The 24,520-nt window shown below is 43.6% G+C and carries 15 protein-coding genes and 1 pseudogene; 2 read left to right on the top strand and 14 right to left on the bottom strand.

From position 1 onward, the window contains the following. Nucleotides 1–2: 2 nt before the first annotated feature. Nucleotides 3–752, bottom strand: a complete 750-nt coding sequence (gene lolD, locus AAHH42_RS07930) for a lipoprotein-releasing ABC transporter ATP-binding protein LolD (protein WP_083429565.1) — start codon at nucleotides 750–752, stop codon at nucleotides 3–5. Beyond that, nucleotides 745–1,947, bottom strand: coding sequence for a lipoprotein-releasing ABC transporter permease subunit LolC (lolC, locus tag AAHH42_RS07925; RefSeq protein WP_342220857.1), 1,203 nt, complete (start codon nucleotides 1,945–1,947; stop codon nucleotides 745–747). The genes lolD and lolC overlap by 8 nt, the downstream gene beginning before the upstream one ends. Nucleotides 1,948–2,161: 214 nt before the next feature. Between lolC and mfd the strand changes: the two genes are divergently transcribed. Beyond that, nucleotides 2,162–5,614, top strand: a complete 3,453-nt coding sequence (mfd, locus tag AAHH42_RS07920; protein ID WP_342220856.1) for a transcription-repair coupling factor — start codon at nucleotides 2,162–2,164, stop codon at nucleotides 5,612–5,614. 149 nt (nucleotides 5,615–5,763) lie between these two features. On the opposite strand, the gene AAHH42_RS07915 is transcribed toward mfd, so the two are convergent. From AAHH42_RS07915 to mltG, 12 genes and pseudogenes are all read right to left on the bottom strand, one after another. Beyond that, nucleotides 5,764–6,273, bottom strand: coding sequence for a hypothetical protein (locus AAHH42_RS07915; protein ID WP_342220855.1), 510 nt, complete (start codon nucleotides 6,271–6,273; stop codon nucleotides 5,764–5,766). Between the two features lie 19 nt (nucleotides 6,274–6,292). Beyond that, nucleotides 6,293–14,716: a YopJ family acetyltransferase gene (locus AAHH42_RS07910; RefSeq protein WP_342220854.1), complete on the bottom strand. Its 8,424-nt coding sequence runs from the start codon at nucleotides 14,714–14,716 to the stop codon at nucleotides 6,293–6,295. A gap of 812 nt (nucleotides 14,717–15,528) precedes the next feature. After that, complete coding sequence (locus AAHH42_RS07905; protein ID WP_072549668.1) at nucleotides 15,529–16,827, bottom strand: NAD(P)/FAD-dependent oxidoreductase; 1,299 nt, start codon at nucleotides 16,825–16,827, stop codon at nucleotides 15,529–15,531. 2 nt (nucleotides 16,828–16,829) lie between these two features. Further along, nucleotides 16,830–17,438: a penicillin-binding protein activator LpoB gene (lpoB, locus tag AAHH42_RS07900; protein WP_342220853.1), complete on the bottom strand. Its 609-nt coding sequence runs from the start codon at nucleotides 17,436–17,438 to the stop codon at nucleotides 16,830–16,832. Between the two features lie 85 nt (nucleotides 17,439–17,523). Beyond that, nucleotides 17,524–17,964 (bottom strand): YcfL family protein, encoded by a 441-nt coding sequence (locus AAHH42_RS07895; protein ID WP_342220852.1) that lies wholly within the window; start codon nucleotides 17,962–17,964, stop codon nucleotides 17,524–17,526. A 56-nt stretch (nucleotides 17,965–18,020) separates the two neighbouring features. Continuing rightward, on the bottom strand, nucleotides 18,021–18,431 hold the full coding sequence (locus tag AAHH42_RS07890; protein WP_342220851.1) for an HIT domain-containing protein: 411 nt from the start codon (nucleotides 18,429–18,431) through the stop codon (nucleotides 18,021–18,023). A gap of 122 nt (nucleotides 18,432–18,553) precedes the next feature. Next, nucleotides 18,554–19,987: a PTS glucose transporter subunit IIBC gene (gene ptsG / locus AAHH42_RS07885; protein ID WP_072549671.1), complete on the bottom strand. Its 1,434-nt coding sequence runs from the start codon at nucleotides 19,985–19,987 to the stop codon at nucleotides 18,554–18,556. Between the two features lie 280 nt (nucleotides 19,988–20,267). Beyond that, the gene (locus tag AAHH42_RS07880) at nucleotides 20,268–21,062 is read right to left on the bottom strand and encodes a metal-dependent hydrolase (RefSeq protein ID WP_342220850.1); all 795 of its coding nucleotides are present in this window, start codon (nucleotides 21,060–21,062) and stop codon (nucleotides 20,268–20,270) included. Between the two features lie 267 nt (nucleotides 21,063–21,329). Next, nucleotides 21,330–22,304 carry a DNA polymerase III subunit delta' gene (holB, locus tag AAHH42_RS07875; RefSeq protein ID WP_342220849.1) on the bottom strand — a complete coding sequence of 325 codons (975 nt, stop codon included), beginning with the start codon at nucleotides 22,302–22,304 and terminating at the stop codon, nucleotides 21,330–21,332. Beyond that, a pseudogene (locus AAHH42_RS07870) lies at nucleotides 22,305–22,466 on the bottom strand (dTMP kinase); the annotation flags it as partial. A 35-nt stretch (nucleotides 22,467–22,501) separates the two neighbouring features. After that, the gene (tmk, locus tag AAHH42_RS07865) at nucleotides 22,502–23,143 is read right to left on the bottom strand and encodes a dTMP kinase (protein ID WP_072549713.1); all 642 of its coding nucleotides are present in this window, start codon (nucleotides 23,141–23,143) and stop codon (nucleotides 22,502–22,504) included. A gap of 22 nt (nucleotides 23,144–23,165) precedes the next feature. Beyond that, the gene (mltG, locus tag AAHH42_RS07860; RefSeq protein ID WP_342220848.1) at nucleotides 23,166–24,200 is read right to left on the bottom strand and encodes an endolytic transglycosylase MltG; all 1,035 of its coding nucleotides are present in this window, start codon (nucleotides 24,198–24,200) and stop codon (nucleotides 23,166–23,168) included. Nucleotides 24,201–24,295: 95 nt separating this feature from the next. On the opposite strand from mltG, the gene AAHH42_RS07855 reads away from it, so the two are divergent. Continuing rightward, complete coding sequence (locus tag AAHH42_RS07855; protein WP_342220847.1) at nucleotides 24,296–24,502, top strand: antitermination protein; 207 nt, start codon at nucleotides 24,296–24,298, stop codon at nucleotides 24,500–24,502. The last annotated feature ends 18 nt before the right edge of the window (nucleotides 24,503–24,520 follow it).

Genomic DNA, 24,520 nt, shown 5'->3' with positions numbered 1-24,520 from the left:
TATTACACTTCCAGAATAAGAGGTAGTTGCAAGTGACCATCACGCATCTCAAGTTGTCTGCTGAGCCGTTTTGCCAATGATAAATCGTGGGTAACAACCAGAAAAGCCGTACCTTGATGCACGTTCAATTCACCCAATAAATTGAAAATACTGTCCGCATTATACTGATCCAAATTACCTGTAGGTTCATCCGCTAGCACTAACGAGGGGCTGTTAACCAAAGCACGTGCAATCGCCACCCGTTGACGTTCACCACCAGATAACGCAGAGGGGCGATGCTGACTTCTTTTTTCCAATCCAACCGCTACCAGTATCTCACTTGCCTTATCCTGGGCGGCGGCCTTCTTACTACCCGCAATTAACAATGGCATCGCCACATTTTCTAGTGCAGTGAAATCCGGTAGTAAATGGTGAAATTGATAGATAAAACCAAGCTCAGTATTACGCAATTCCGCTCGCGCACGGCAAGACAGCCGATTAAGAAAACGATTTTGATAGATAACCTCACCGGAGGTCGGTGAATCCAAACCACCGAGTAGATGTAATAAGGTGCTTTTGCCAGAACCTGAGCTGCCAACAATCGCCATCATTTCTTTGGTTTGCATAGTAAAAGTGACATTACGCAATACATCGGTACGCAGTGAGCCTTCTTGATAGCTTTTGCATAGACTTTCACATTGCAACAAATTTTCGGATCCTGGTGAACTTTCACATTGCAACTCGTTTTTATACTGAGAGAGACAATCATTCATAGCGCAATGCCTCCGCAGGTTGAACAGCAGCAGCACGCCAAGCAGGATACAGCGTAGATAACAGTGCTATCAGAATTGCCAGTAAAACAATCAGCACCACTTGCAGCGGTTCAATAGCGACAGGTAAAGAAGCACCGTCAATCAACAAACCCAAAAGAGGCATTAAAGTCGCTAACTGACTGGCTAACAAAACGCCCATCCCTGCCCCTATCAATGCACCGATAATACCGGCACTGGCACCCTGTACCATAAATACGCTCATAATTTTTCCACGGCTAAGCCCCAGGGTTTGCAAAACAGCCACCTCACCTTGTTTTTCCATTATCAACAACGCCAACGAAGTGACGATATTGAAGGCGGCTACCGCAATGATTAAACTTAACAACAACCCCATCATATTTTTTTCCATACGTACCGCTTGAAAAAGCTCACCCTTACGTGCTCGCCAATCTTTCCATAATGTCCCTGCAGGGAGTAGATGTGGTTGCAAGCGATCGACCTGCAGTGGTTGCAGCAAGAATAATCGCCAGCCGGTAATATTACCCGACGGATAACGCATCAGGCGTGAAGCATCTTGTTGATTGAGCAATAGTTGGTAACCATCAACTTCACTATTAGCAGCAAAGATACCGCTAACATTAAATAGACGCTGACTAGGAATACGCCCCATTGGGGTAAACTGGCTAGCACTGGGTACCATCAGACGCAGGGTGTCTCCCTGCTCAACATCCAGTTCTTGCGCCATTTTTTCCCCGATAATAAGGTTGTATCTACCCGGCTGTAGAACGTCTTGGCGTACGTTGATAAGATAATTGGCAAGTGGCTCATACTGCTGTGGATCAATACCCAGGATCACCCCTACCCCGACGCTACGTGCACTTTGTAGAACCACATCACCGGTCGTTAGCGGAACAATCTCACTGACACCTCGCAGCTCTTTCAGTGCCGAAACAGGTATTTCTTGCGGATCAAGAGATCCCTGCTCGGTGGTGATCAACGCTTGAGGCATCAGTCGCAGAATATTATTTTGTAAATCACGCTCAAACCCATTCATCACAGACAACACCACAACTAACGCCATCACTCCAAGCGTGATACCTATGGTCGAAAACCACGAAACGAACCGTCCAAAACGGTCAGAAGCCCGCCCACGCATGTAACGCAGACCGATAAATAATGCGACAGGTTGATACATGAAATCGACGAAGATCCCGTTGCTAACACCAAGTGATTGCTGATAGTAAAGGCTAGATCAATTTTATGGAACCACCCACCTTCTATATATGCGAGTTTTATCGCAAAAATTGCACAGATCGACGCCCCTGCCCGCTTACGTGCTAGAATAAGCCTCCTGTTAGCATTTATTGAACTTTATCGAATTTTGTCGAGCCGGAATTATTTAATTACTTATGTCACCACGAATAGAGCGTTACTCATTACCCCAGCACCGCAGCGGTACACGTCAGTTAGGTCAATTAGTCGGCGCCGCTTATGCTATTGAATGTGCAGAGATCATCGATCGTCATACCGGATTAGTGGTGTTAATTACTACGGATATGCAAAGCGCACTGCGATTGCGTGATGAAATTCCGCAATTTTCTACACAACCTATTTCTATCCTTGCCGATTGGGAAACCTTGCCTTACGACAGTTTTTCTCCACATCAGGATATTATTTCCTCTCGCTTATCTTGCCTTTATCAATTACCCACAATGGATTGTGGTGTTATTATTTTACCGATCAATACGTTGATGCAACGTGTTTGTCCTCATGAATTTCTTCACAGTCATGCGCTGCTGATGAAAAAAGGGCAACATCTTTCCCGTGATAAATCACGTGCTCAACTTGAACAGGCAGGCTACCGTAGTGTTGATCAGGTGATTGAACACGGTGAATTTGCTACCCGTGGAGCCTTGTTAGATCTCTACCCAATGGGCAGTGAAGAACCTTATCGTATTGATTTTTTCGATGACGAGATCGATAGTTTGCGCCTATTTGATACTGATTCACAACGCACATTATCGGAAGTCAAACAAATTAACCTGTTACCCGCCCATGAGTTTCCTACCGATAAAGCGGCTATCGAATTGTTTCGTTGCCAATGGCGAGAAAAATTTGAAGTACGGCGTGATGTAGAGCATGTTTATCAACAAGTTAGTAAAGGTATTTGGCCTGTCGGGATCGAATATTGGCAGCCACTGTTTTTCAGTCAACCTCTACCGACATTATTTAGCTATTTGCCAGAGAATGCCTTGTTGATTAATGTCGGCGATTTGGTCGCCCCTGCCACCGCTTTCTGGCAAGATATCAACCAACGCTATCAGAGCCGTCGAGTGGATCCGATGCGCCCCTTACTCGCACCCGATGCATTATGGCTCGATATCAACACACTTTTTTCTCAACTGAAACGGTGGCCACGTATACAGCTAAAGAGTGAAACACTGACAACTAAAAGCACTAATACCAATTTGTCTTATCAACCTCTGCCAATATTGACAATACAGGCTCAGCAAAAAGCCCCTATGGATAATTTGCGTTGTTTTAGCGAACAATTTAGCGGCAGCCTAGTATTTTCAGTAGAAAGTGAAGGCCGTAAAGAAAGCTTACAAACGCTATTGGCACGAATAAAACTCCACCCAGTCGTAATTAGTCAGCTCTCACAAGCAACAAAACCCGGGCATTATCTGATGATTGGCGCCGCTGAATGCGGTTTCCTTGATACTGAACAACAACGTGCGTTGATCTGTGAAAGTGATTTACTCGGTAAAAGGGTTAACCGTAGACACCAAGACAATCGACGCACTATTAATACCGACACGCTGATCCGTAACCTGGCAGAATTAAACCCAGGTCAACCTGTAGTGCATTTGGAACACGGTGTAGGACGTTATCTCGGGCTGACAACATTGGAAACGGGCGGCATTCAAGCGGAATACCTGATACTGATCTATGCGGGTGAAGATAAACTTTATGTCCCTGTTTCCTCCCTGTCTCTTATCAGTCGCTATTGTGGTGGCACAGACGAAAATGCACCGTTACATAGGCTTGGTGGCGATGTTTGGAACCGGGCACGAAAAAAAGCAGCGGAAAAAATACGTGATGTTGCCGTTGAATTGCTGGACATTTACGCCCAGCGTGCCGCTAAACCTGGCTTTAAATTTCAACAGAATGATGAACAGTACTCTCTATTTTGCCAAGGTTTTCCATTCGAACCCACAGCCGATCAAGAACAGACTATTCATGCTGTATTGAACGATATGTGCCAACCCTTAGTCATGGATCGGTTGGTATGTGGTGATGTCGGTTTCGGAAAAACAGAAGTCGCCATGCGTGCTGCATTTTTAGCCTTTATCAATAACAAACAGGTCGCAGTATTAGTACCGACAACCCTGCTCGCACAACAGCATTTTGATAATTTTCGTGATCGTTTCGCTACTTGGCCAGTACGGATAGAAATGTTGTCCCGCTTTCGTAGTCCCAAGGAACAGCAAGCCATTTTGCAACAAGCCAGCGAAGGTAAAATCGACATTATCATCGGCACACATAAATTATTGCAAGCGGATCTACGCTGGAAAGATCTGGGGTTATTGATTATCGATGAAGAACATCGTTTCGGTGTGCGCCATAAAGAACGGATCAAAGCCATGCGCACTGATGTCGATATTCTTACGCTGACTGCCACGCCTATCCCACGTACGCTAAATATGGCAATGAGTGGAATGCGTGATTTATCGATCATTGCTACGCCACCGGCGCGGCGTCTGGCGGTAAAAACTTTCGTACGAGAATATGACGCTTTAGTGCTACGTGAAGCGATTCTGCGTGAAATATTACGAGGTGGGCAAGTTTTTTATCTGTATAACGAAGTCGAAAACATCGAAAAAGCGGCAGAAAAACTGGCAAAATTGGTTCCCGAAGCCGTGATTGCTATCGGTCATGGGCAAATGCGTGAACGGGATCTTGAGCGAGTCATGAATGATTTTCATCATCACCGCTTTAACGTTTTAGTCTGTACCACCATTATTGAAACCGGAATCGACGTTCCCTGCGCTAATACCATCATCATTGAACGTGCCGATCGCTTCGGTTTGGCACAACTTCATCAGCTACGCGGTCGCGTGGGGCGTTCTCACCATCAAGCTTATGCCTATCTGCTAGCTCCTCATGTAAAGCAAATGACTGGCGATGCTCAGAAACGCCTTGAAGCCATCGCTTTGTTGGAAGATTTAGGTGCTGGCTTTGCTTTGGCGACACATGATCTGGAAATTCGCGGGGCAGGTGAATTATTGGGTGAGGATCAAAGTGGTCAGATGACAACCATCGGCTTTTCTCTTTATATGGAAATACTGGAAAACGCGGTTGATGCGTTGAAAGCTGGGCGTGAACCCTCGCTAGAAGATCTGCTTCGTTATCAAACAGAAATTGAAATGCGTATGCCGGTATTACTGCCGGATACGTTTATCCCTGATGTCAATATTCGTTTATCACTTTATAAACGTATTGCAAATGCAGCGAATAACGCAGAGCTGAATGAATTAAAAGTCGAGTTAATCGATCGTTTCGGATCTTTACCTGACGCCACTCTCTATCTATTGCAGACAGCCTCATTACGGCAACAAGCACGAAAATTGGGGATAAAACGGATCGAAAGTAATGAATGTGGCGGATTTATTGAATTTGGTGCTAACCATCACATCGATCCGAGTCATCTAATTGGATTACTACAACATCAACCACAGATCTATCGGTTAGAGGGTCCCACAAAACTTAAATTTATGCAGGATCTGAGCGACAGAACACAACGATTAAAATTTGTTGAGGAGTTATTGTCGACCTTCGAACAGCATCTTATTACCGTATAGATGAATGATCAGACAAATAAAATGAGAAAATTTCAAAATTTTTATACGTGGAGCATGCAATAATGTAGAAGAATCCCCCAGACAACAAAAAATTATTGAAATAATCTTATTGTGTATTCATAGCACTATGAATTTTCATCTCTTTTTTGCTACATAAAAAACAAGTAACTTTTTTGAGACTTATCTTTAAGATTAATTAAACTTAAATTTAACACTTTAGCCGTATCATAACGATTTTCTCCAACCTGTATTGCCTCAATTTTATTCACAGGTGACGGAGTAAAATAATCGGCAAAAACGACACCACGGAGATTATCTGCCACATCAGCGTGTTCTTCAGACGTAATAATGACACGAAGATGATTACTTTCCCTTTTTAACTGAATCTCAGTTTCATTGATCTCCTCCGCTAACACCAGTGTGTCATTGCCGCCGCCATCATGAATAATCATATTCCTCTCCTCAGGAGTATAATCGTAGGTATCATCTGTTATACTGCCTGAATAATAAGCGTTTTTTTCAAAGCCAAGCGACATATAATTTTCTATGTCAGCATCGTCAGCCTGAGTGAAAACAGATCCAGCGGCTTTTTTCTGGAGGGTTTGACCGTTCCAATACAAGCATTCCGCGTCATTTCTAATCGTATCGATGATAATCACTGGCTCTTGAGGATTCAGTTTACGCAACCACGCGATTAAGGGGGGGGGACGCCCCGCTATTCCCCTCCCGAAACTGCTGTAGTAGAGAGCGCTGATCGGACGCCTCGGTCCGATAGTGATCACTGTCACCCAGGCGCACGATGAGCTGCCGATAACGCTCTCCTTCCCGTAGGTAAGGGGAGTAACGGTAGCTCAGCTGCACCAACGGTTCTTTAGCGCTATTACGCATCAAAGTGACCTCGCTCTTCACATAGAGGCCATCATGCCCGTAACCGATTTGATTCGAGTCGGTGAGGAGGGTGAAGTTATCCCCTTCACTGCTATACAACGTAGGTAATGACTGAGTCTGAGCCCCTATAATAGGGCGACTCATCGCTAACCAACGTTGGCGGGAAGTATCAAAGGATCCTGTTGCCTGTTCACCATTATGGCTGTTGATATAAAGTGGCACAGTGGGTTTCAGCTGAAAAGGAGTTTTGCCGGTGGCTTGGTGTCTCAATGTCCCTACTATTTTTATGAGATTATCTTCTCGTAGTGCCATGCGATCATCTATGTTCAGGCCGGCGAGTGTCCATCGTGGGGTCATTTCTCCGGGCACCCGAGGTAATGCACTCAGCTTAAATGTGACATGTGATAATCCCTGTGCATGTAAGAAAACCGTAGTATCTGGCCGCGCACCCACGATGTCTGTGCCCGCTTGAGCAAAAACAGTGAAGGGGATCGTAGGAAAGGCTGATAAGTCGACGGTGTTTGTATTATTTCCAACAGAGAGAGTCAAAGAAGAGAGTGAACCTAATACCTCTGACGGAATGTCTCTGCTGATGCTACTCACATCAAACGACGTCACCGTACCCGTTTGAGAAGTGTTGCCTGCAATAATAGTCAGCATGTTATTTTGGCCGTCACGGGATAGAATAAATCGATGACCGCTTGTTTTTGAATCCCACTGGGCTTTTTTAAACAAGACTACATCTTTATTGGGGTCCCACTCTCTCCTGTTAGCAGAGGTGATGTATTCATCATTAAAGATAAAATCTGCAGCTAAACCGTTGAATTTTATTTTTAGTCTGGTATCACTGGACCAAAAGTCAGGTACGGTAAGCTCTTGCAGAGCCGACACCCACAAAAGGTGTTGGCTAGGATCATTGATGAATGCCATCAACTCACTCTCTGGCAAGCGTATTCGATCACCTTCTTTTCTTGAATGTGAAGGTGATGCACCTATAGCCTCTCGTTCCATGTACTGGTTATGCAAGTAGATTTCAATGTGCTGATAGCGATGACCTTCTGGCCCATCATAATCATAGCGGGCGCGTAATTTTTTAATAACGCCATGAGGCTCTGTGCTAATACTTTCAACATAAAGCTGTGCTTTTCCGGGATCGTAAGCGACTTGAGCAGTAGTACAAGCCGGGAATGTAACTACCCCTCCATCACTGGTATGAAGCATAGGAACGAGAACCCCCTCAGCATTTGTATGTGTGCTAACGGCTTGCCAACGCTGAGTCGCTAAATTTAGCACCCCTGTGGCCAATTCACCCTCTGCAACTTGAGCACTGATGGGAATTTGTGGGTCGACAATAAAACGTTTTTTATTACTAAAAGTGCTTTGCATGATACGCTGGATCTCGGCCAGGCTCGTGCTCGATAATGCCGTTAGGCTCTCCGCCGCCACGGTAACAGCAAATTTCTGGGTGACAGTCGACGCCTGTCGTGGAGAGGAGTGTTTGACCTCATCAGGTAAAGCTGCCGAGGCCACTGGCGCCTTTTCTTTTACTGACACCGACCTCAGCTTGAATACTACCCCCGACAACATGACGGAACGAAGATAAACGTCAGACAATCCGTTATCCGATTGCCCATGAAGGGTAAACTTATCGCTGTTGAAATACTGCTGTACCACCGTCTGAATGTTAGCGAGATTTTCGTCGGATAATGCATTGAGATCATCGCTATCCAAGGTCACTTTCAACAAAAATTTTGTGGGTTTTTCGGCGGTGGGGGCCGTTAATGTTCCCCTTTCCGAGAGATGAAACGTCACTCCAGGCAGTTCTACAGGGCGCATAGTCAGCATGATCGCGCCAGGAGAGCCATTCTTTATCTCTATTCTTCTATTGCCTAATTGAAGGTACCCGTGTTCAACGCTCTTATTCCAGGCCAATTGATCAGTATGTGCTTGTTGCAATGCAATAATGGCCGTTTTATTTTTCTCTTGTGTGGCCGTCACCCAGGGTGTAGCTAAAGCCACAATATCGCTCACAGCAAATTCATAATCACCTAATACGGATGTTTGCAATTCCGCTTCGGTAATCGTGTTGACCCGCTGGACACGACTGTGAAGCAACTCATAATCGACATAATTCCATTGTTCTCTCATGTCGCCTGCCAGCACTTCATAGGCTTCTCTAGCCCCTATTTTAAGCCTTCCCCATAATTCCTTCCAAAAAGAGGGATGGCTACTATTTATTTGCTCTCTAATTCTTTCTAAATCGCTCCACAGTGCGAGTTCATCCGTGCGTGCTTTTGTAAGAGCGTGTGTTTTTCCATATAACACTACCGCTTTTCCATGATCAGCATAATCACGTATCAGTGTTTCTCTGACAGTCTCCATGGACTTTTCATCCAGCCCCATTTTCCTTAATTCTGACAGTAACGCTTTGAATGGAATGCGCTGGCCGACACGTTGCTGTAATACAAGCCAAGCTTTTTGGTAGTCCAGTAAGTCCGCTAACCTATCAGGGGTGATATCCAATACCCAGGATTCATTTTCTCGTTTTACACGTTCGGTACTCGATTCAAGTGTAATGTGCCGTGAGTCATCAGGGAGATCGATAGAAGTGGTTCCCCCTCCCCCTTGAAAGGTATAGGTTAACAGCTTTGCATGTGCCCTATCGGTCATCGGGGTGGGTAGATGACCGTACACAGGTGTATCCGGATAAAACTTCATGGTATAAGGCGTTGGAATGTCGGTATTGGTAAGCCCGTCATGATTCTGGCCAGGAATTTTTTTCACTTCTGACGTATCTTGGAAAACAATCCGACGTGTACCGCTGTCTAATGTTATGACGTATGCCGTGTCACGGGGGTAGAATTTAACGCTATTGGGGCCATGATACCCATCCCAATGATGCTCAATATTGAAGAATTTATCGCCATAATGTGCATAAAATGTATTAAATGTATCGACGCCATCTAACTCCCCAGAAATCTGAACATCATGTGAAAAATCATAATATCCGTCTAGAGCAGCAGGTAATACCAAAGTGCTAGATGAAGGCAAAGCAACCGATTGTAGGTAGCACTTCGTCATATCAAAACCGAAAGCCGTATAGGCACTCAGCGAGGAGCCATAATCCGATGTATGTTCTCGCAAACCGCTCTCAGCATAGAAATGGGGTATCCCTATATCAGACACTTGAACCGAGAGGTTATTCCCTTTTATCAATATCCTTTTAAGTGGCACATACGGCTCAAGGGCAACAACATGAGGGTTGTTGTGGTCAATTTTCGCGATGCCCGTGGGGGTGAGGGCTGTTTTCGACATGGCATGGCGAAAAGGGGCGAGGAGCTGATCCAACTCCACTTGGTGGTGCTCATGATTATGCTCCATCGCCTCAAGCAAAGCATTTGCGCCTATCATCAACCCCGCAAAAGGAACAGCCAAAGGCCCAGCGAACGCCATAGCGCTAGCAACAGCCGGAGAAAATGTCGCCACCACCCCTAATACCGCAAAACTGCTATCAACGGCCAGTTGTGTGCTCGCGAGAGCAACCCGGGCGATGGCAATGTCTTTTTTTGCGCCGGGAGGCATACTCTCTAACATATCAATAGCATTGACAAGATTAATAATATCAACCGCCACACTCACTATGCTCCCTGTATGGACCACCCCCGTGCCACCCAGGAGCTTGGATAACATGCCTTCCGCTTGGGTCCCTACTCCGCTCAATATTTTTACTGTTTTGACAATATTACCGATATCCTGTGCGACACCATGCAATATCTGAATAAAATTGGCATTGCCGACAAACTGTTTCCACGGCGAGAGATAGCTTTGATGCTGCTGTGAAAATAGGTGCATAGCCAGAAAGGCGAAATTCATGGTAGATATGCCTTCTGTCTCTGCGATCCCGGGTTCCACCTCAGCCATTTTATTGCGCATGTGGGTAAAAACATCGCTCTCGCTGAGACGGGTTTTCTCCGTCAGCCTTTTTTCTTGCTTAAGTTCTCCTTCTGGTTCTTCCTCGACGGGAACAAAAATGAGCGAGGTCTTACCTTCCTCGGTAGCACCTAATCGTTTAAAGCGATATGCCTTGCCTTCCTGGCGAGTTAACATCTTTTCCTGTCGATCAATTTCATTAGACACTGCTTGCTCTAATCGTTGAACTTCCATGACCGTTCGCGCGCGATCTGTCTGTTTGATTAACACCTCGTCATAGGGTGTGATGGTAGGAGAGGACAATAGACTCTCGGATGCGCTCACCTGCTCCGCCACCTGAGATAACGGTGAATTTTCTAACTCTGGATGCATGTCTAACCATTGTTGCGCCCGCTGCATTTTTTCGTTCCATGCCACACGATGCGCTTCAATCCGCTGAGAAACTTTACGTTCGGAAGATCCTGGCTGTCCCAAGCTGGTCACAGCCTGCTCTCCCGTCATCCAATAGATTAACTGCCATACCTTCTCTTTTGCCGGATGAAGAAGAATATGTTTCCTTTGAACGCTATCCCATTCTAGTGTCGCCTTGAATCGACTATCATGGTGATAGTAATAGCCTTCAAATTTAGATAATGGTGTTATTTTCCGGCCTGGAGAAATAGTTTGTTCTTCCGTTGATAACGGACTGACGCCGATTTTTGTTGAATAGGCAGAAATGGTCTTATGTGTTATCCCTTGTTTAATAAGCTCGTCGGCAAATTGCCAAAGAAGACCAGAGCGCTTGTCAGGGGTCACTGCTTCACAGGCCACCAAACTGATATGGTCAATCTCTGGGAGATGTGGATATTGTTGTCTCAATTTACGCATGAAAACGGCGAAATTCTTCGCCAATTCTGCGGGTGTTTGTCCGGCAAGATATTGCTGATACTCGCCATGATTACCGTGCATTGGAAACTGCACACGTAGCTGTTTTTTTGCTTCTCTTGGCGGTATTGTTAGCTCATTCTCACCATAAACGTTACGGGATCCACCCTGCTTATCGAGTTGAAATACTACCGTTCCGCGCGCATGCTTGCTTGCTAATGCTGTTGCCGCCTGTCTCGACGCCAAGTCATTTTCAAGCTGCATAATCAATTGTAACGAATAGTCACTCTCTCCCCCATCGGGCATGGGCGTAATATTCAGTGGGTTCCAGGTGTCAACTTCGGTCATCGTCAATGTGTGACCTTCGAACTTGACAATTTTATCACGGTTAGATTTCAGCGCTTTCTGTATTTCTTCGATATCACCCGCAGGGATCACGACAGTGACGACTTTTGTCTGTATTTCTGGGGCTGAACCTCTCACTTCCACGTCAACGGTGACGGACGGAATAATTTTATTATTATCATTATCTTCTACAGGTTCAGAATATGAGGTGATGGTAGCGGTAACATTTTTAGCCATATAGATAGGGAGTCTTCGCTGTATCGCATCTTTTATGACATGAATTTTATCATTATATTCAAGCTGCTTACTGCTGCCGCTTTCGTATTGAGCCGGTAGATCATCAGGAGGTGACTGCCCTTCTCCCTCAACACCTCTAAAATTTTGAAAATGAATAGAGAGTGTTCTTTGATCAATGCCTGTAAAGTGGTGATCCATAAACTGCCGAAAATCATCGTAATGAGCAAATACCTGGTAGCCGCTATCGGGATCGAAGTACGACCAGATTTTCTTACCCCCTTCTTCGTCGACTGTAATCGCTGACGCACCATAATTTTTCGTATCTGAGGTGATTGCATCGATAAAAATGTAACTATTTTCAGTAAGCGTTCTTAATTGATCCATAAAATTTTTATAATTAGCACGCTTAATAACGTTCAACACATCATCAGCAGGATCCTGTGTAAAATGACTATTCGCTATCCGAAGACCACTACTATCAAATTTTTCTCTCCACATCTCTGTATTTTCAGATTGTAATAATCCTAGATGTGTGATGATGATTCCCCGATGATGGCGACGATATTGGTCTTTGGGAGTGAGATAGCGATCAATATCAAGATACTCAGTCAAATCCTTATAAACGAGATAGTCGTCAACCAAAATTTCTAGCCAAGTTCTAAATTCTTTGACGCCATTCGGCCCACGAATAAGCGTCTCCAGCATAACTTGTCTAGAAAAAGCCTTGGACAAACTGCCTTTGAGATTATCAGGTATCAAGTCTCCGAGTACCTCGATAAAATCTTTGTGCTGATCAAAAGCAAATGAGATTTCTTTTATTTCTTCTTCACTTCCTAGATGAGGAATGGCTTGCGATGGTTGAATTTTTTTAGACGTATCTTCTGGATTGCTAAGGAGCTCAGTAATAAGAGAGAGAATTATTTTTTTTCTTTCTAATTCAATAGAATTAGAACAGGTTATTACTCCTCCTTCTGGTCCATGACTGCTGGTGAAAGTCCTATGCTGCTGTAATCTAGTCGCTAATGTTTGCCTTTTGTTGTTAATTATCAAGTCTCTTGCTTTTGGATTCTGTGCGAGATATTCATTTAGCTCCCTTTGCGACTGAAAATGTTTCATCATGGTCGCGGGAAGATAACGGTATGAATCCTTAGGCTCTAAATAAGGGCTGCTTGGATCAGCAACAGAAACCAATTGACCTGCAAGATTTTTTTCATGTAATTCCTGAAAGATTGTCTGTTCTTCAAACATTTTTTTGGCTAATGCAAGACTGAAAATAGCACACTCACCATGGCTACTTTGTAGAAAAGTCAACATCATCTTAAATGAAGCATTGGGCAGTTTTGTAGACAATATCTTTAATAATTGCATTGTTAATATGCCTGCTCCCATTTTTGATGACGAATCAACGCCAATAATGGATATTTTATTTTCAGTTGTTACCCTACAATCAAAAGCAGCAAAATGCCCACCATTATCACTGGGTACAATAAATCGTGCGGTTTTTTCCTGATTCTGGTGATTTGACCCCACTAATGTTTTTATTTTTTTGACAAAATCGTCTGGGTTATCACATAAAAACAGATCTAATCCCGGTTTTTTTTCATTAGCCAGTGCGACAATTGGCGTTAAAAATTTTTTGTCCCAAGTTAAAGCATCAAAAGCGCCCATTTGAATATGGTTATCAATCGATTTTTTTATTTTTAAAAAATAGTTTACTAATTTGTCTAGAAAATCATCGATAGTGACATTAATGAGTTCATGTGAGCTGTGTCTCTTGGAATGAGCTTCTGATCTCTGTACTGCTTGTGATGTGGGCAATTTTACGGAAGTACTGGCGGTGGGCACAACGATGGAAGAAAGAGTGATGCCAGCATCTACACGGGAATAGTCAGGATGTTGGTAATCACGAATATTTTGTGTGGCACCGGATCGGGTCATTTCACTGATGTCCAAAACCGCGATTCCCTTTAAAGCGGCATCGTCGAATAGGGCATCGTAGATGTATGATTTTTCACCATTTAACGTCCGACTATTGAGATCGGAAAGCTGTTGAGGAAAATGTTTATACAGTGCATCAATCTTGACGGCTTTGGTACCCAAAGAGTTAACCAACCATATGCGATCAGACGTAATCCCTGTGCCGCTAAGAGCAGAAATGTGTACCTCAGCGGGAATAACACCACCCGCCTCCACTGATTTGTGTGGATTAAGCACAAGATTGTCTGCGATGGGTACAGCCTCCAAACCTCGTGTATCGATCGAATAGACAAACCCATCTGTTTGATGCTCACGCAAGCGTTCAGAAGGCTGTGAGTCAATGGAATCTGAATCGGATGGATCAGGGCTTTCTGCATCCTGGTAACCGTAGTTGAATTGTCCCGCTTCCCCCACATGAGTGTGACCATAATCGACACCATCTCGATAGTCGGTGCTGGTACAAAGTGTCGTTTCCGTGGTGTGTTGATCGGAATGTCCTCCATTGAAAGCCAACATTTTTCCATCCATAGTCAATTCATCTGGTGTCCGATGATCGCCACGAAATACCCCGCTCATATCGGTTCTAAAGAGAGCACCTTTGTCGTTAGTTTGATAGCCACTTATTTGGGCATAGTCGGCAAGAAATTGGGGGCTAAAATAGAAAACAGCAGAGTGCTGAGGGTTAATTTTGTTACCCCTTTGAAGCTGAGCAATCATCGAATCGGTGATACTACGAATGTGATCAAATCGATGGAGGTTGTTAACGTCCATTGACGCGGTTTTATGCGTTTCAGCCCATAAAGGAATGCTCCCCTCACCGGCCAGTTCAAAAACCAATCGCTGCCGCATTTCACCTGACATATTAAAGCTCTTCCATATATCTCCAATTTCTTTTTCAGTCTTTAATGGAAATAATATTTTCAGCTTTTGTAATGCAAGCTTCTCACCGTTTTCAAAGGAGCTGAATGTTTCCTGTACCTTCTTTGTCCAATGGTCGTTTTTCTGAGGTGTGCTTACTGGATTTGTGTGAACTCTATGAGCTGTTGGCATGAAATTATCTCTAATTTAAATAAAAATTCCGTTTAACTCGATTTTTATATCGATTGAAATTGAATATTAACGCGGAGACGTCATAATATATTTATATTCTCTGGTTAGATTTTTTATTTTATAAATAGAACTTAAACCTATTCTCCATTATTTATTAAAAATAATTTTATAAATATAAAATATTCAAAATTATTATATTTATAAGTAAAAAATAATATATTGGGTGTAAAGGATGACATATCAGTGGAGATAGAAAATACCACTTTTATATGTTCCTATTAAATATCAATGATGATACGTAAATAATAACATGAGAGCACGAGTAGCATTCACGCTAATTAAATGTAAAAGACTTAATAATCATTAAACTTCTTGCAAAACCGTAATTCATACCACAGAGTAGATTACACAAGAAGTCTATTTTTTAACTGTTCTTATTATAGTGTTATCGAGGGGCGACTTGCGCATACAGCGGATCATTTGAAAAAATACTTATACTGACAACAACAATACCTAATGCAACTACGATACCGAGGGCAACGCCCACTAACATTGATCTAATCACGGAAAACCATACAATGCCTTATTGTTAATCCTCAATAACACCATGAAAAAAATACAGGTTAGTGTAGTTTTAAGCGTGGACGAATAACCCGGTTAATACCACCAACCAACATCATTAAGCTTGTCTTAATATAACCATGTAACGCTACCTGATGCATACGATACAATGAGATATAGACAAAGCGTGCCAATCTGCCTTCCACTATCATCGAACCTCGCATCAGGTTGCCCATTAAACTACCAATAGTACTAAATTTAGATAATGAAACCAGGGAACCATGATCTTTATAAACATAGGGCTTTAAAGACTGATCGTTGAGCAACGCTAAAATATTACTATAACAACGGCTAGCCATTTGGTGTGCTGACTGAGCACGTGGAGGGACAAAACCCCCTTTGGTTAATGGACAAGATGCGCAATCGCCAATAGCAAAAATATGAGTATCAAGCGTCGTCTGCAACGTAGGTTCAACCACTAACTGGTTAATACGATTCGTTTCCAATCCAGCAATATTTTTCATAAAATCAGGCGCTTTAATACCTGCCGCCCAAACCATAAGATCCGCCTTAATCAATTCATTATCTTTCGTATATAACCCTTCGGGATCAGCACGTGTTACCATCGTTTTGGTTAACACCCTCACTCCTAATTTAACCAACTCCTGCTCTGCCGCCGCTGAGATACGTGCTGGTAAAGCAGGAAGGATACGTTCACCCGCCTCCAGTAAGGTGACATTAAGCGCTTGATTATCTAAGCCTTCAAAACCATAACTGTGGAGTTGTTTTACCGCATTATGCAATTCTGCTGACAACTCAACCCCGGTCGCACCACCACCGACAATAGCGATATTAACCCTTTCTTTTTCTCCTGGCAGCGCTGAATATTTCAAGAATAAATTCAGCATTTGATTATGGAAACGATGTGCTTGCTGTGAGCTATCGAGAAAAATACAATTTTCCTGCACGCCCGGCGTAGAAAAATCATTGGATGTACTGCCTAAAGCCATCACTAAAATGTCATACGACAATTTTCGTTTACCTACGAGAACCTCACCTTGATCATCACGAATATCTGCCAGCGTAATACTACGCTCTTCACGATTAATATCGGTCAATGATCCAAACTGGAAATTAAAATAGTGGTTACGGGCATGAGCCAGGTAACTCAGGGCATCAACCCCACCATCCAAAGAGCCGGTCGCCACTTCGTGTAGTAAAGGTTTCCACAAATGGCTTTGATTGCGGTCGACCAGGACAATTTGCGCTTTTTTACTACGCCCCAGTTTACTGCCAAGACGAGTCGCAAGTTCTAGGCCTCCCGCACCACCACCAATAATGACGATTTTTTTCTTAGGCATGATCAAAAACTCCCCCCGTCAATGGAACCATCATCTGGCCAAATAATCTCACCGGTTTGTACCAACATCAATTGCATATCGATGGTCGGTGCTTTGCTATCACCCCTCACATCACTATAAAGTACATATTGTGCGTTAACATGACGGGCCAAACCCACTGCCTTACTGCGTGATCCTAAACTATCTTCCTCCGACAATCCCAATGTTCGTTTGGCCTCTGCCAGTCGATCGCTCGAAACAAGTACAAACTTTTTGTTCGAGGCCAATACTCGATGTAATGCTTCCGTCGCCTTACTAGTTTGTAACCTACCATTGGTGTTATTTTTTACACTATCCAACAACAATACGCTGCCTGCGGTCACATTATTTGCATTTAGCATCTTTGCCACCAGCGGTTCTACACTAGCAGCCCAATTTATCGACTGAATTTTGGGCACTTGCGGCACAGTCTCCACGACTGATGGTGTAGTTTCAAATGGTGTAGTTTCAAGAGGGAGAGGTGACGGTTTTGAGGGTTTTATCGTCACTGGCGGCTGTGGTACATCCGGTGGTTGCGATGGACAACCGGTCAACATCAAAGTAGCCAGAGCCACAAAGAAATACCTTTTCATTTATTTCACCCTAACCAAAACTAGTTCAGAATATGCTGTACTCACTGATATTGTGTAAAAATCAGCCTTAAATGCCATTTATTTCCTATAAAAACAGATAAACACGCACAAAACAAGTCTCCTGATGCTGATTATCTGATCGAATTACTACCTTAGATTTTGCTGCAATAGTGATCGTTTGTGGCTTTGCGAACGGTAATAAATCCAACCCTTCAGCATCATACCAATAAAAACGATACCTTATTTGCACCGCCTTGGCTTGAGTATTATTCAAAACCACAGTGGCAGTTCTAGACACAGAACGATTAGAGACAACACCCTTATTAAGAGTAATCTGGCGAATCACTATCGGTGACGTCACCAAAATACCCGTAGTCAGTACCGAAGGATCCATAACCAGCATTTGCTGCTGATTAACAGCAATACCTTTTAGATCAGCACAACCGAGTAACACAACAGGCACTAATATCATTAAAGTTCTTGCAAAACCTGCTGTGTAGCGCAAATTCCCCGTCAGATGGCGCATAAAGACACCTCGATAGAAATCATCAGAGCCGTCGCGAAATTATCTCCCACAGCGATCTATTGTGACAGTGTAACTTGACGTTTGGCATCCTCATCGATTTTAATGGCGGCCCCCAGATGACAGCCACCAACCAGATGCGCATGAATATGGTAGATTTCTTGGCAAGCATGGCGATTACAATTCATAATTAGCCGATAACCGTCTTCCGCAATACCTTCGTCTTTAGCAATTTTAGCAGCGACAGTGATCATCCGCCCTAACACTGCCTCATGTTCGTGGGTAACATCATTAAGAGTCGGAATAAGAATATTAGGAACAATCAAAATGTGGGTGGGTGCCCGAGGCTTAATGTCACGAAATGCCGTCACCAGCTCATCATGGTAAATCACACCAGCAAGTCCGGTGCCTCGTTCAGCATCTTGCTTGGCATCTCGTATAATTTTACTGAAAACCGTTTCTTCATTCATAAAACATTTCCTTTTTGTCAAGAAAGTAAAGGGTACATGTAGTATGAACGACAGACTCTATTGTATTCAACTTGAATTTATGGATATTCATTTAAAGAGGCCACAGCCTCTTTAAAATGCAATCAACTACCACGAATATATTCATCCATATCCGTTTTCAAATTATCAGACTTAGTACCAAAAATAGCTTGCACACCAGAGCCTGAAACCACGACGCCGGCAGCACCCAGTTTTTTCAGGCCAGATTGATCAACTTTGGTAATATCCACTACCCTCACCCGCAAGCGAGTAATACAGGCATCCAAATTAAGGATATTATTTTTTCCCCCGAAGGTAGCAACCAGTGCGGCTGACATTTCACTACTACTCCGTGTCGTTTCTTCATCCGATTCATCTTCACGACCCGGTGTTTTCAGATCCAATTTAGCAATCAACACGCGGAAGACAAGGTAATATACAAAACCGTAGCAGATACCCACCACAGGAAATAACCAAATTCGGCTACTGTTACCACTGAGCACAATAAAATCAATTAATCCATGAGAGAAACTCGTCCCATCACGCATACCTAGCAAAATACAGATAGGGAAAGCCAACCCTGCCAGGATCGCATGAATCGCATATAGAATGGGCGCCACAAACATAAAAGTGAACTCGATCGGCTCAGTAATGCCAGTCAAAAACGCAGTCAATGCGGCAGAAATCATGATACCGCCCACCCTTGCGCGGTTCTCCGGCTTGGCGGAGTGCCAAATCGCAATTGCTGCGGCGGGCAGACCGTACATTTTAAACAGAAAGCCCCCTGATAATTTACCCGCTGTCGGATCACCCGCGATATAACGTGGGATATCACCGTGGAATACCTGCCCTGCCGCATTGGTATATTCACCAATTTGCATTTGGAAAGGAACATTCCAGATATGATGAAGACCAAAAGGAAGCAGTGCACGTTCAACAACACCGTAGATAGCAAATGCAGCTACCGAGTTTTGGTAAGCCGCCCACTGTGAAAAAGCTTGCACCGCTCCCCCTATCGGGGGCCAGACGAAGGATAAAATCCCCCCCAACAAGATAGCGACAAAACCAGAGATAATAGGAACAAAACGCTTTCCTGCGAAGAAACCTAGGCACTCAGGTAACTTGATACGATAGAAACGATTAAACATATAGGCCGCAATCGCACCAGCCATGATCCCGCCCAATACTCCAGTATCAGCCAAATGCCTGCCGGAGATTTCTTCTACTGGCATATGTAAAACCAGGGGAGCGACCACCGAAACAGTCTTCACCATAATGCCATAGGCCACAACAGCGGCTAATGCGGATACACCGTCGTTATTGGTAAAACCTAACGCAACACCGATAGCAAAAATTAACGGCATATTGGCGAATACTGAACCGCCGGCCTCTGCCATTACGTGAGAAACTACAGCAGGTAGCCAGCTAAAATTAGCCGACCCCACGCCCAACAAGATACCTGCGACAGGTAATACGGATACCGGTAGCATCAGCGATTTACCCACTTTTTGTAGGTTTGCAAATGCGTTCTTGAACATAGTTAAATGCACTCCTGGTTGACAATAAAATAATTTTTTATTGTTTCTTCATTAATTCCTCGTTACGGAAACGGGCTAACTAAAGCATCTTCGGTGCCTTTCAATTATTACGGAGAGTAAAATAAATCGCCTTTTTAATGTTTGATGATAGTCACGTTTCTCTAAATAAAGAGTAAAAAATAGTAGAAAATACGGATTATCCTACCCAAACAGGCATGAAAAGTTACTGGTTTCAGTAATTAATTACAGGATAAAAAAAAGTTTACGTGATTGATTAATTTTAAATAACATCCCGTTTTAATCCTTCCAAATGAAATAACTTAATGAAATTATCTGTTGTTACTTCGGCCAATTTTCCCACAGTGACACCTTTAAGCTCGGCAATATATTCGGCCACTTCACGGACATAAGCCGGCTGATTTTCTTTTCCCCTATAAGGCACTGGTGCTAAATAGGGTGAATCCGTTTCAATCAGCAAGCGATCCAGCGGAATATAGCTCACAATATCTCGTAATGATTGGGCATTACGAAAAGTCACAATGCCTGAAAATGATAGATAAAAACCCAAATCCAACAATTTTTCCGCCATAGCCTGGTCTTCTGTAAAACAGTGTAATACACCACCACAATCCTGAGCCCGCTCATTCTGTAAAATAGCCAGTGTGTCTTCACGCGCATCGCGAGTATGTACAATAACCGGCTTTTTTAACTGACGCGCGACGGCAATGTGCCAACAAAACGACTCCCGTTGTTGCCGAACATTATCTTTTTGGTAATGGTAATCTAACCCTGTTTCTCCCAATGCCAGCACGTTGCTGGCAGCAGCAAGTGTTAGTAATTGTTGATATTCATAATTTTCTTTAAGGTTAAGTGGATGCACCCCACAAGAAAATGCAACATTTTCACGCTCACCAATAAAAGCCGTCATGGTTTTAAAACCAGATAACGTTGTAGCGACGTCTAAAATAAAACCAACATCACGCGCCGCCGCTTTAGCCAGTACATCATCAACACTGTTATGCAAGTTCTGATAATCTAAACAATCAAGATGGCAATGAGAATCAATTAATAACATAATAGGTAAACTCGTTTTGTAGTGAATTAAGAAAAAAGAAGAAAAAACCACAATAGACTCTTTGCAAAAGAGTAAATAAAGTTACACAAGTTTTAAGAGCCTGTTCCAAATCTTTTTCGCTGCGCTCAAGGGAGGAAAAAATGAGCGCAAAGCAGTTTACTCTTTGTATACAACAAAAGGAGTAAATGAGCATTTTGAGCGCGTTTTTGGCGAATTACTTGACCAAAACACGGCGAGCACAAGAGATTTCGAATAGGTTCTAACAGATCACCGTGAATTCTCCCAGTTAAGCAATTGCTCGGTCAGTAACAATTCTCGATTAACACCAGCAATCGATAACAATCGATGACGACAATGCAACCATTGGTCTGTTAATTTTAATAGTGTTTGAAGGGATCCCCAGCGTGCCAATAACTGCACTAAAGATTGTTGATCCTGATTAACGATAAATCCACTGCCCCCTTGCTGCCATTTCAGTGCATCCATCAGTAATGAGATTAACCAGTGTAAACGTTCATCGATATCATCATGATTCAACTGCGGCAACAATGACAACATATCACCAGATGAAAGCGCGCCGACCAACATGGTACAGCAAGCTGATCGGCGCTGCCAACGCTCTGGTTGAAGCAGTCGTTCAGCTTCCAATGGCGCTCCCGCACTCAGCTTCAGAGCCGTCAAGATAGCAACCGGTTCCGCCGAAATCCTGCGAGTTAACCATGGCAAACTCAAACTTATATTGGGGCTGGCAAGATAGTAATACAAACAACGGCTACGCAACGTTGGCAATATACGATATGGCTGATGGCAGCGTAGCAAGAAATAGGTTTCTTCGGGAGGCTCTTCCAGGGTTTTTAGTAATGCACTGGCAGCGATATCAGTTAAAAACTCGATATGAGGCAGTACCACGATTTTGCTCCCTCCCTGTTGTGCATGGGAATGCAGCTTGTCTATCATTTGTCTGATTGAGTCAATACCTAAACTGTTTTTGCCTTTTTCTACCGCTAACAAATGACAGTCAGGATGATTACTCGCCAGCATTAACCGGCAACTGTGACATTGACCACAACTTTTTTCATTTTTCCGCTGTTGACATATTAACCATCGACTTAATCCATAAATCAGCGCATCCGCGCCATTTCCACCGACATCATGTAACAATAACGCATGATGACCACGCCCAGTCATACACTGACTGATCAATTGACGATAGGGAATAGTGAGCCAAGGATACCAGTTCATTCAGATAATATTGTCCTGTTTTGACAACCACTCATTTAGTATCGTTTTAATACTCTCACTGACCTGTTGGACAGATTGAGAAGCATCGATAGTTTTAATACGATTATCAGCCGCCACCAATTGCAGATAGCGCGCGCGCGTACGCTCAAAAAATGCCAGAGATGATAGGGAATAGTGAGCCAAGGATACCAGTTCATTCAGATAATATTGTCCTGTTTTGACAACCACTCATTTAGTATCGTTTTAATACTCTCACTGACCTGTTGGACAGATTGAGAAGCATCGATAGTTTTAATACGATTATCAGCCGCCACCAATTGCAGATAGCGCGCGCGCGTACGCTCAAAAAATGCCAGAGATCCCTGCTCAATCCGATCCAGCTCACCGCGCAGACCAACCCGCTCTAAACCCTGTTGCGGCAATATATCGAGATATAATGTTAAGTCAGGACGAAAAGATCCCAATACACTGTCACGTAACGATGCCATCAACCGAGGATCAATGCCACGCCCACCACCTTGGTAGGCCTGTGATGAAAGATCATGACGATCACCTAACACCCAGGCTCCGCGATCCAATGCGGGTTTAATCACCTTTTCGACTAACTGTACCCGTGCAGCATATAACATCAAAACTTCTGCCTTATCAGTCGGCGGATCGACATTGGCACTCTGTTTTATCAGTGTGCGCAATTCTTCTGCCAACGGCGTCCCGCCCGGTTCCCGAGTAAACACAATATCACTCACTCCGTGAGCATGCAGTATCTTAACTATGGTATCTTTAGCAGTAGTTTTCCCTGCCCCCTCCAAACCTTCAAGAACGATAAATTTATTGTGCATGGCTCTACTGTGTATCATCGTTTTACTCTGTATTGTTATCTTTTAGCGACTGACGATAAAGACGTACTGCATGATTATGATCAGTCAAACGGGTGCTAAACCGATGCCCCCCCTTGCCATCCGCTACAAAATAAAGATACTCGCTTTTGGCTGGATGAGCCGCCGCTTTGAGTGAAGCGAGGCCTGGCATCGCTATCGGTGTAGGTGGCAACCCATTTATCATATAGGTATTATACGCACTAGCTGTCGCCAAATCTTTACGTGTTATCTTTCCTTTGTAATTTTTACCCATACCATAGATCACAGTAGGATCGGTTTGTAACCGCATACCCAACCGCAAGCGATTAATGAAGACTGATGACACTTTACTACGTTCGTCATTGATGGCTGTTTCTTTTTCAACGATTGACGCCATAATGACTAAGTCATTTGGCGTATTATACGGCAAAGATCCATCACGCCCTTGCCATACCTGCGCCACTATTTTTGCCATTTGCTGATGTGCTCGTCTAAGTAAGGTCAAATCACTGACACCCGCAGTATAAAAGTAAGTATCCGGATACAGCCAACCTTCAGCGGATTGATTCTTCTTTAACCCTAACAATTGGGCAATTTCCGCGTCATTTTTTCCTGGCAGGTGTTGCTTTACATAATCAGCACTCCGTAATTGATTCAACCAGTCTGTTAAGCGAGTGCCTTCAATAAAGCGAATGAAAAATTGAGCTTCCTTGCCACTGGCTAATAATTGCAGCATACCCCGTACCGTCATTCCCGGGGTAAAACGGTAAGTACCGGCTTTAAATTTAGCCAGTTCAGGCTCGGTGTACAGTAACCAGGAAAATAATCGTGGATCGGCTATCAGATGATCCTGTAATAACAGTTTCTCCAATGCCACCCTGCCGCTACCCGCCGGTAAGGTGAAAAAGGTTTCCTGTTTAATCGCCAAACTTGTATCTGCAAAATTTTGTATTTTTTGATAACCCAACAGTATTTGGTAACCCAGCACCAGACAAACAAATGTAAACATGATCAGTACTCTGGGATAGTTTATTTTCATCGTAATTCATTCCACCCAGTAGGCTTTGTGAGAAGTCTAATGTTATGATCACTCAACGGTATCAAAACCGGTTATAAAATCAAGGAGGCGATGGTATGAAACTGGAAGCAGTCATCAAACATTTCAGTCCAAAAAGCCAAATCATTAATGACTCACCACGAAGCACCTCATCGAATACATTAACCAGCTCCGATATTGCCGCAGCATTAGGAATCGCTGAAGCTCAGGCTAGCTTTGGAATATCTGCGTATTTGGGTAAACACGGTGTCAGTAACGAAGACAGAATTCATTCCACCCAGTAGGCTTTGTGAGAAGTCTAA

The organism is Candidatus Fukatsuia endosymbiont of Tuberolachnus salignus (genome assembly GCF_964030845.1).
Classification (GTDB): domain Bacteria; phylum Pseudomonadota; class Gammaproteobacteria; order Enterobacterales; family Enterobacteriaceae; genus Fukatsuia; species Fukatsuia symbiotica.
Note: the sequence above shows the minus strand (reverse complement) of the source record. Positions and strands in the feature narration are given on the sequence as shown.

Coding starts and splice junctions, on each gene's coding strand:
- mfd (WP_342220856.1), top strand. CDS start 2,162: ATGTCACCACGAATAGAGCGTTACTCATTACCCCAGCACCGCAGCGGT.
- lolD (WP_083429565.1), bottom strand. CDS start 752: ATGAATGATTGTCTCTCTCAGTATAAAAACGAGTTGCAATGTGAAAGT.
- AAHH42_RS07905 (WP_072549668.1), bottom strand. CDS start 16,827: ATGCCTAAGAAAAAAATCGTCATTATTGGTGGTGGTGCGGGAGGCCTA.
- AAHH42_RS07910 (WP_342220854.1), bottom strand. CDS start 14,716: ATGTCAGGTGAAATGCGGCAGCGATTGGTTTTTGAACTGGCCGGTGAG.
- AAHH42_RS07890 (WP_342220851.1), bottom strand. CDS start 18,431: ATGAATGAAGAAACGGTTTTCAGTAAAATTATACGAGATGCCAAGCAA.
- AAHH42_RS07895 (WP_342220852.1), bottom strand. CDS start 17,964: ATGCGCCATCTGACGGGGAATTTGCGCTACACAGCAGGTTTTGCAAGA.
- lolC (WP_342220857.1), bottom strand. CDS start 1,947: ATGTATCAACCTGTCGCATTATTTATCGGTCTGCGTTACATGCGTGGG.
- AAHH42_RS07855 (WP_342220847.1), top strand. CDS start 24,296: ATGAAACTGGAAGCAGTCATCAAACATTTCAGTCCAAAAAGCCAAATC.
- mltG (WP_342220848.1), bottom strand. CDS start 24,200: ATGAAAATAAACTATCCCAGAGTACTGATCATGTTTACATTTGTTTGT.
- AAHH42_RS07880 (WP_342220850.1), bottom strand. CDS start 21,062: ATGTTATTAATTGATTCTCATTGCCATCTTGATTGTTTAGATTATCAG.
- tmk (WP_072549713.1), bottom strand. CDS start 23,143: ATGCACAATAAATTTATCGTTCTTGAAGGTTTGGAGGGGGCAGGGAAA.
- holB (WP_342220849.1), bottom strand. CDS start 22,304: ATGAACTGGTATCCTTGGCTCACTATTCCCTATCGTCAATTGATCAGT.
- ptsG (WP_072549671.1), bottom strand. CDS start 19,987: ATGTTCAAGAACGCATTTGCAAACCTACAAAAAGTGGGTAAATCGCTG.
- lpoB (WP_342220853.1), bottom strand. CDS start 17,438: ATGAAAAGGTATTTCTTTGTGGCTCTGGCTACTTTGATGTTGACCGGT.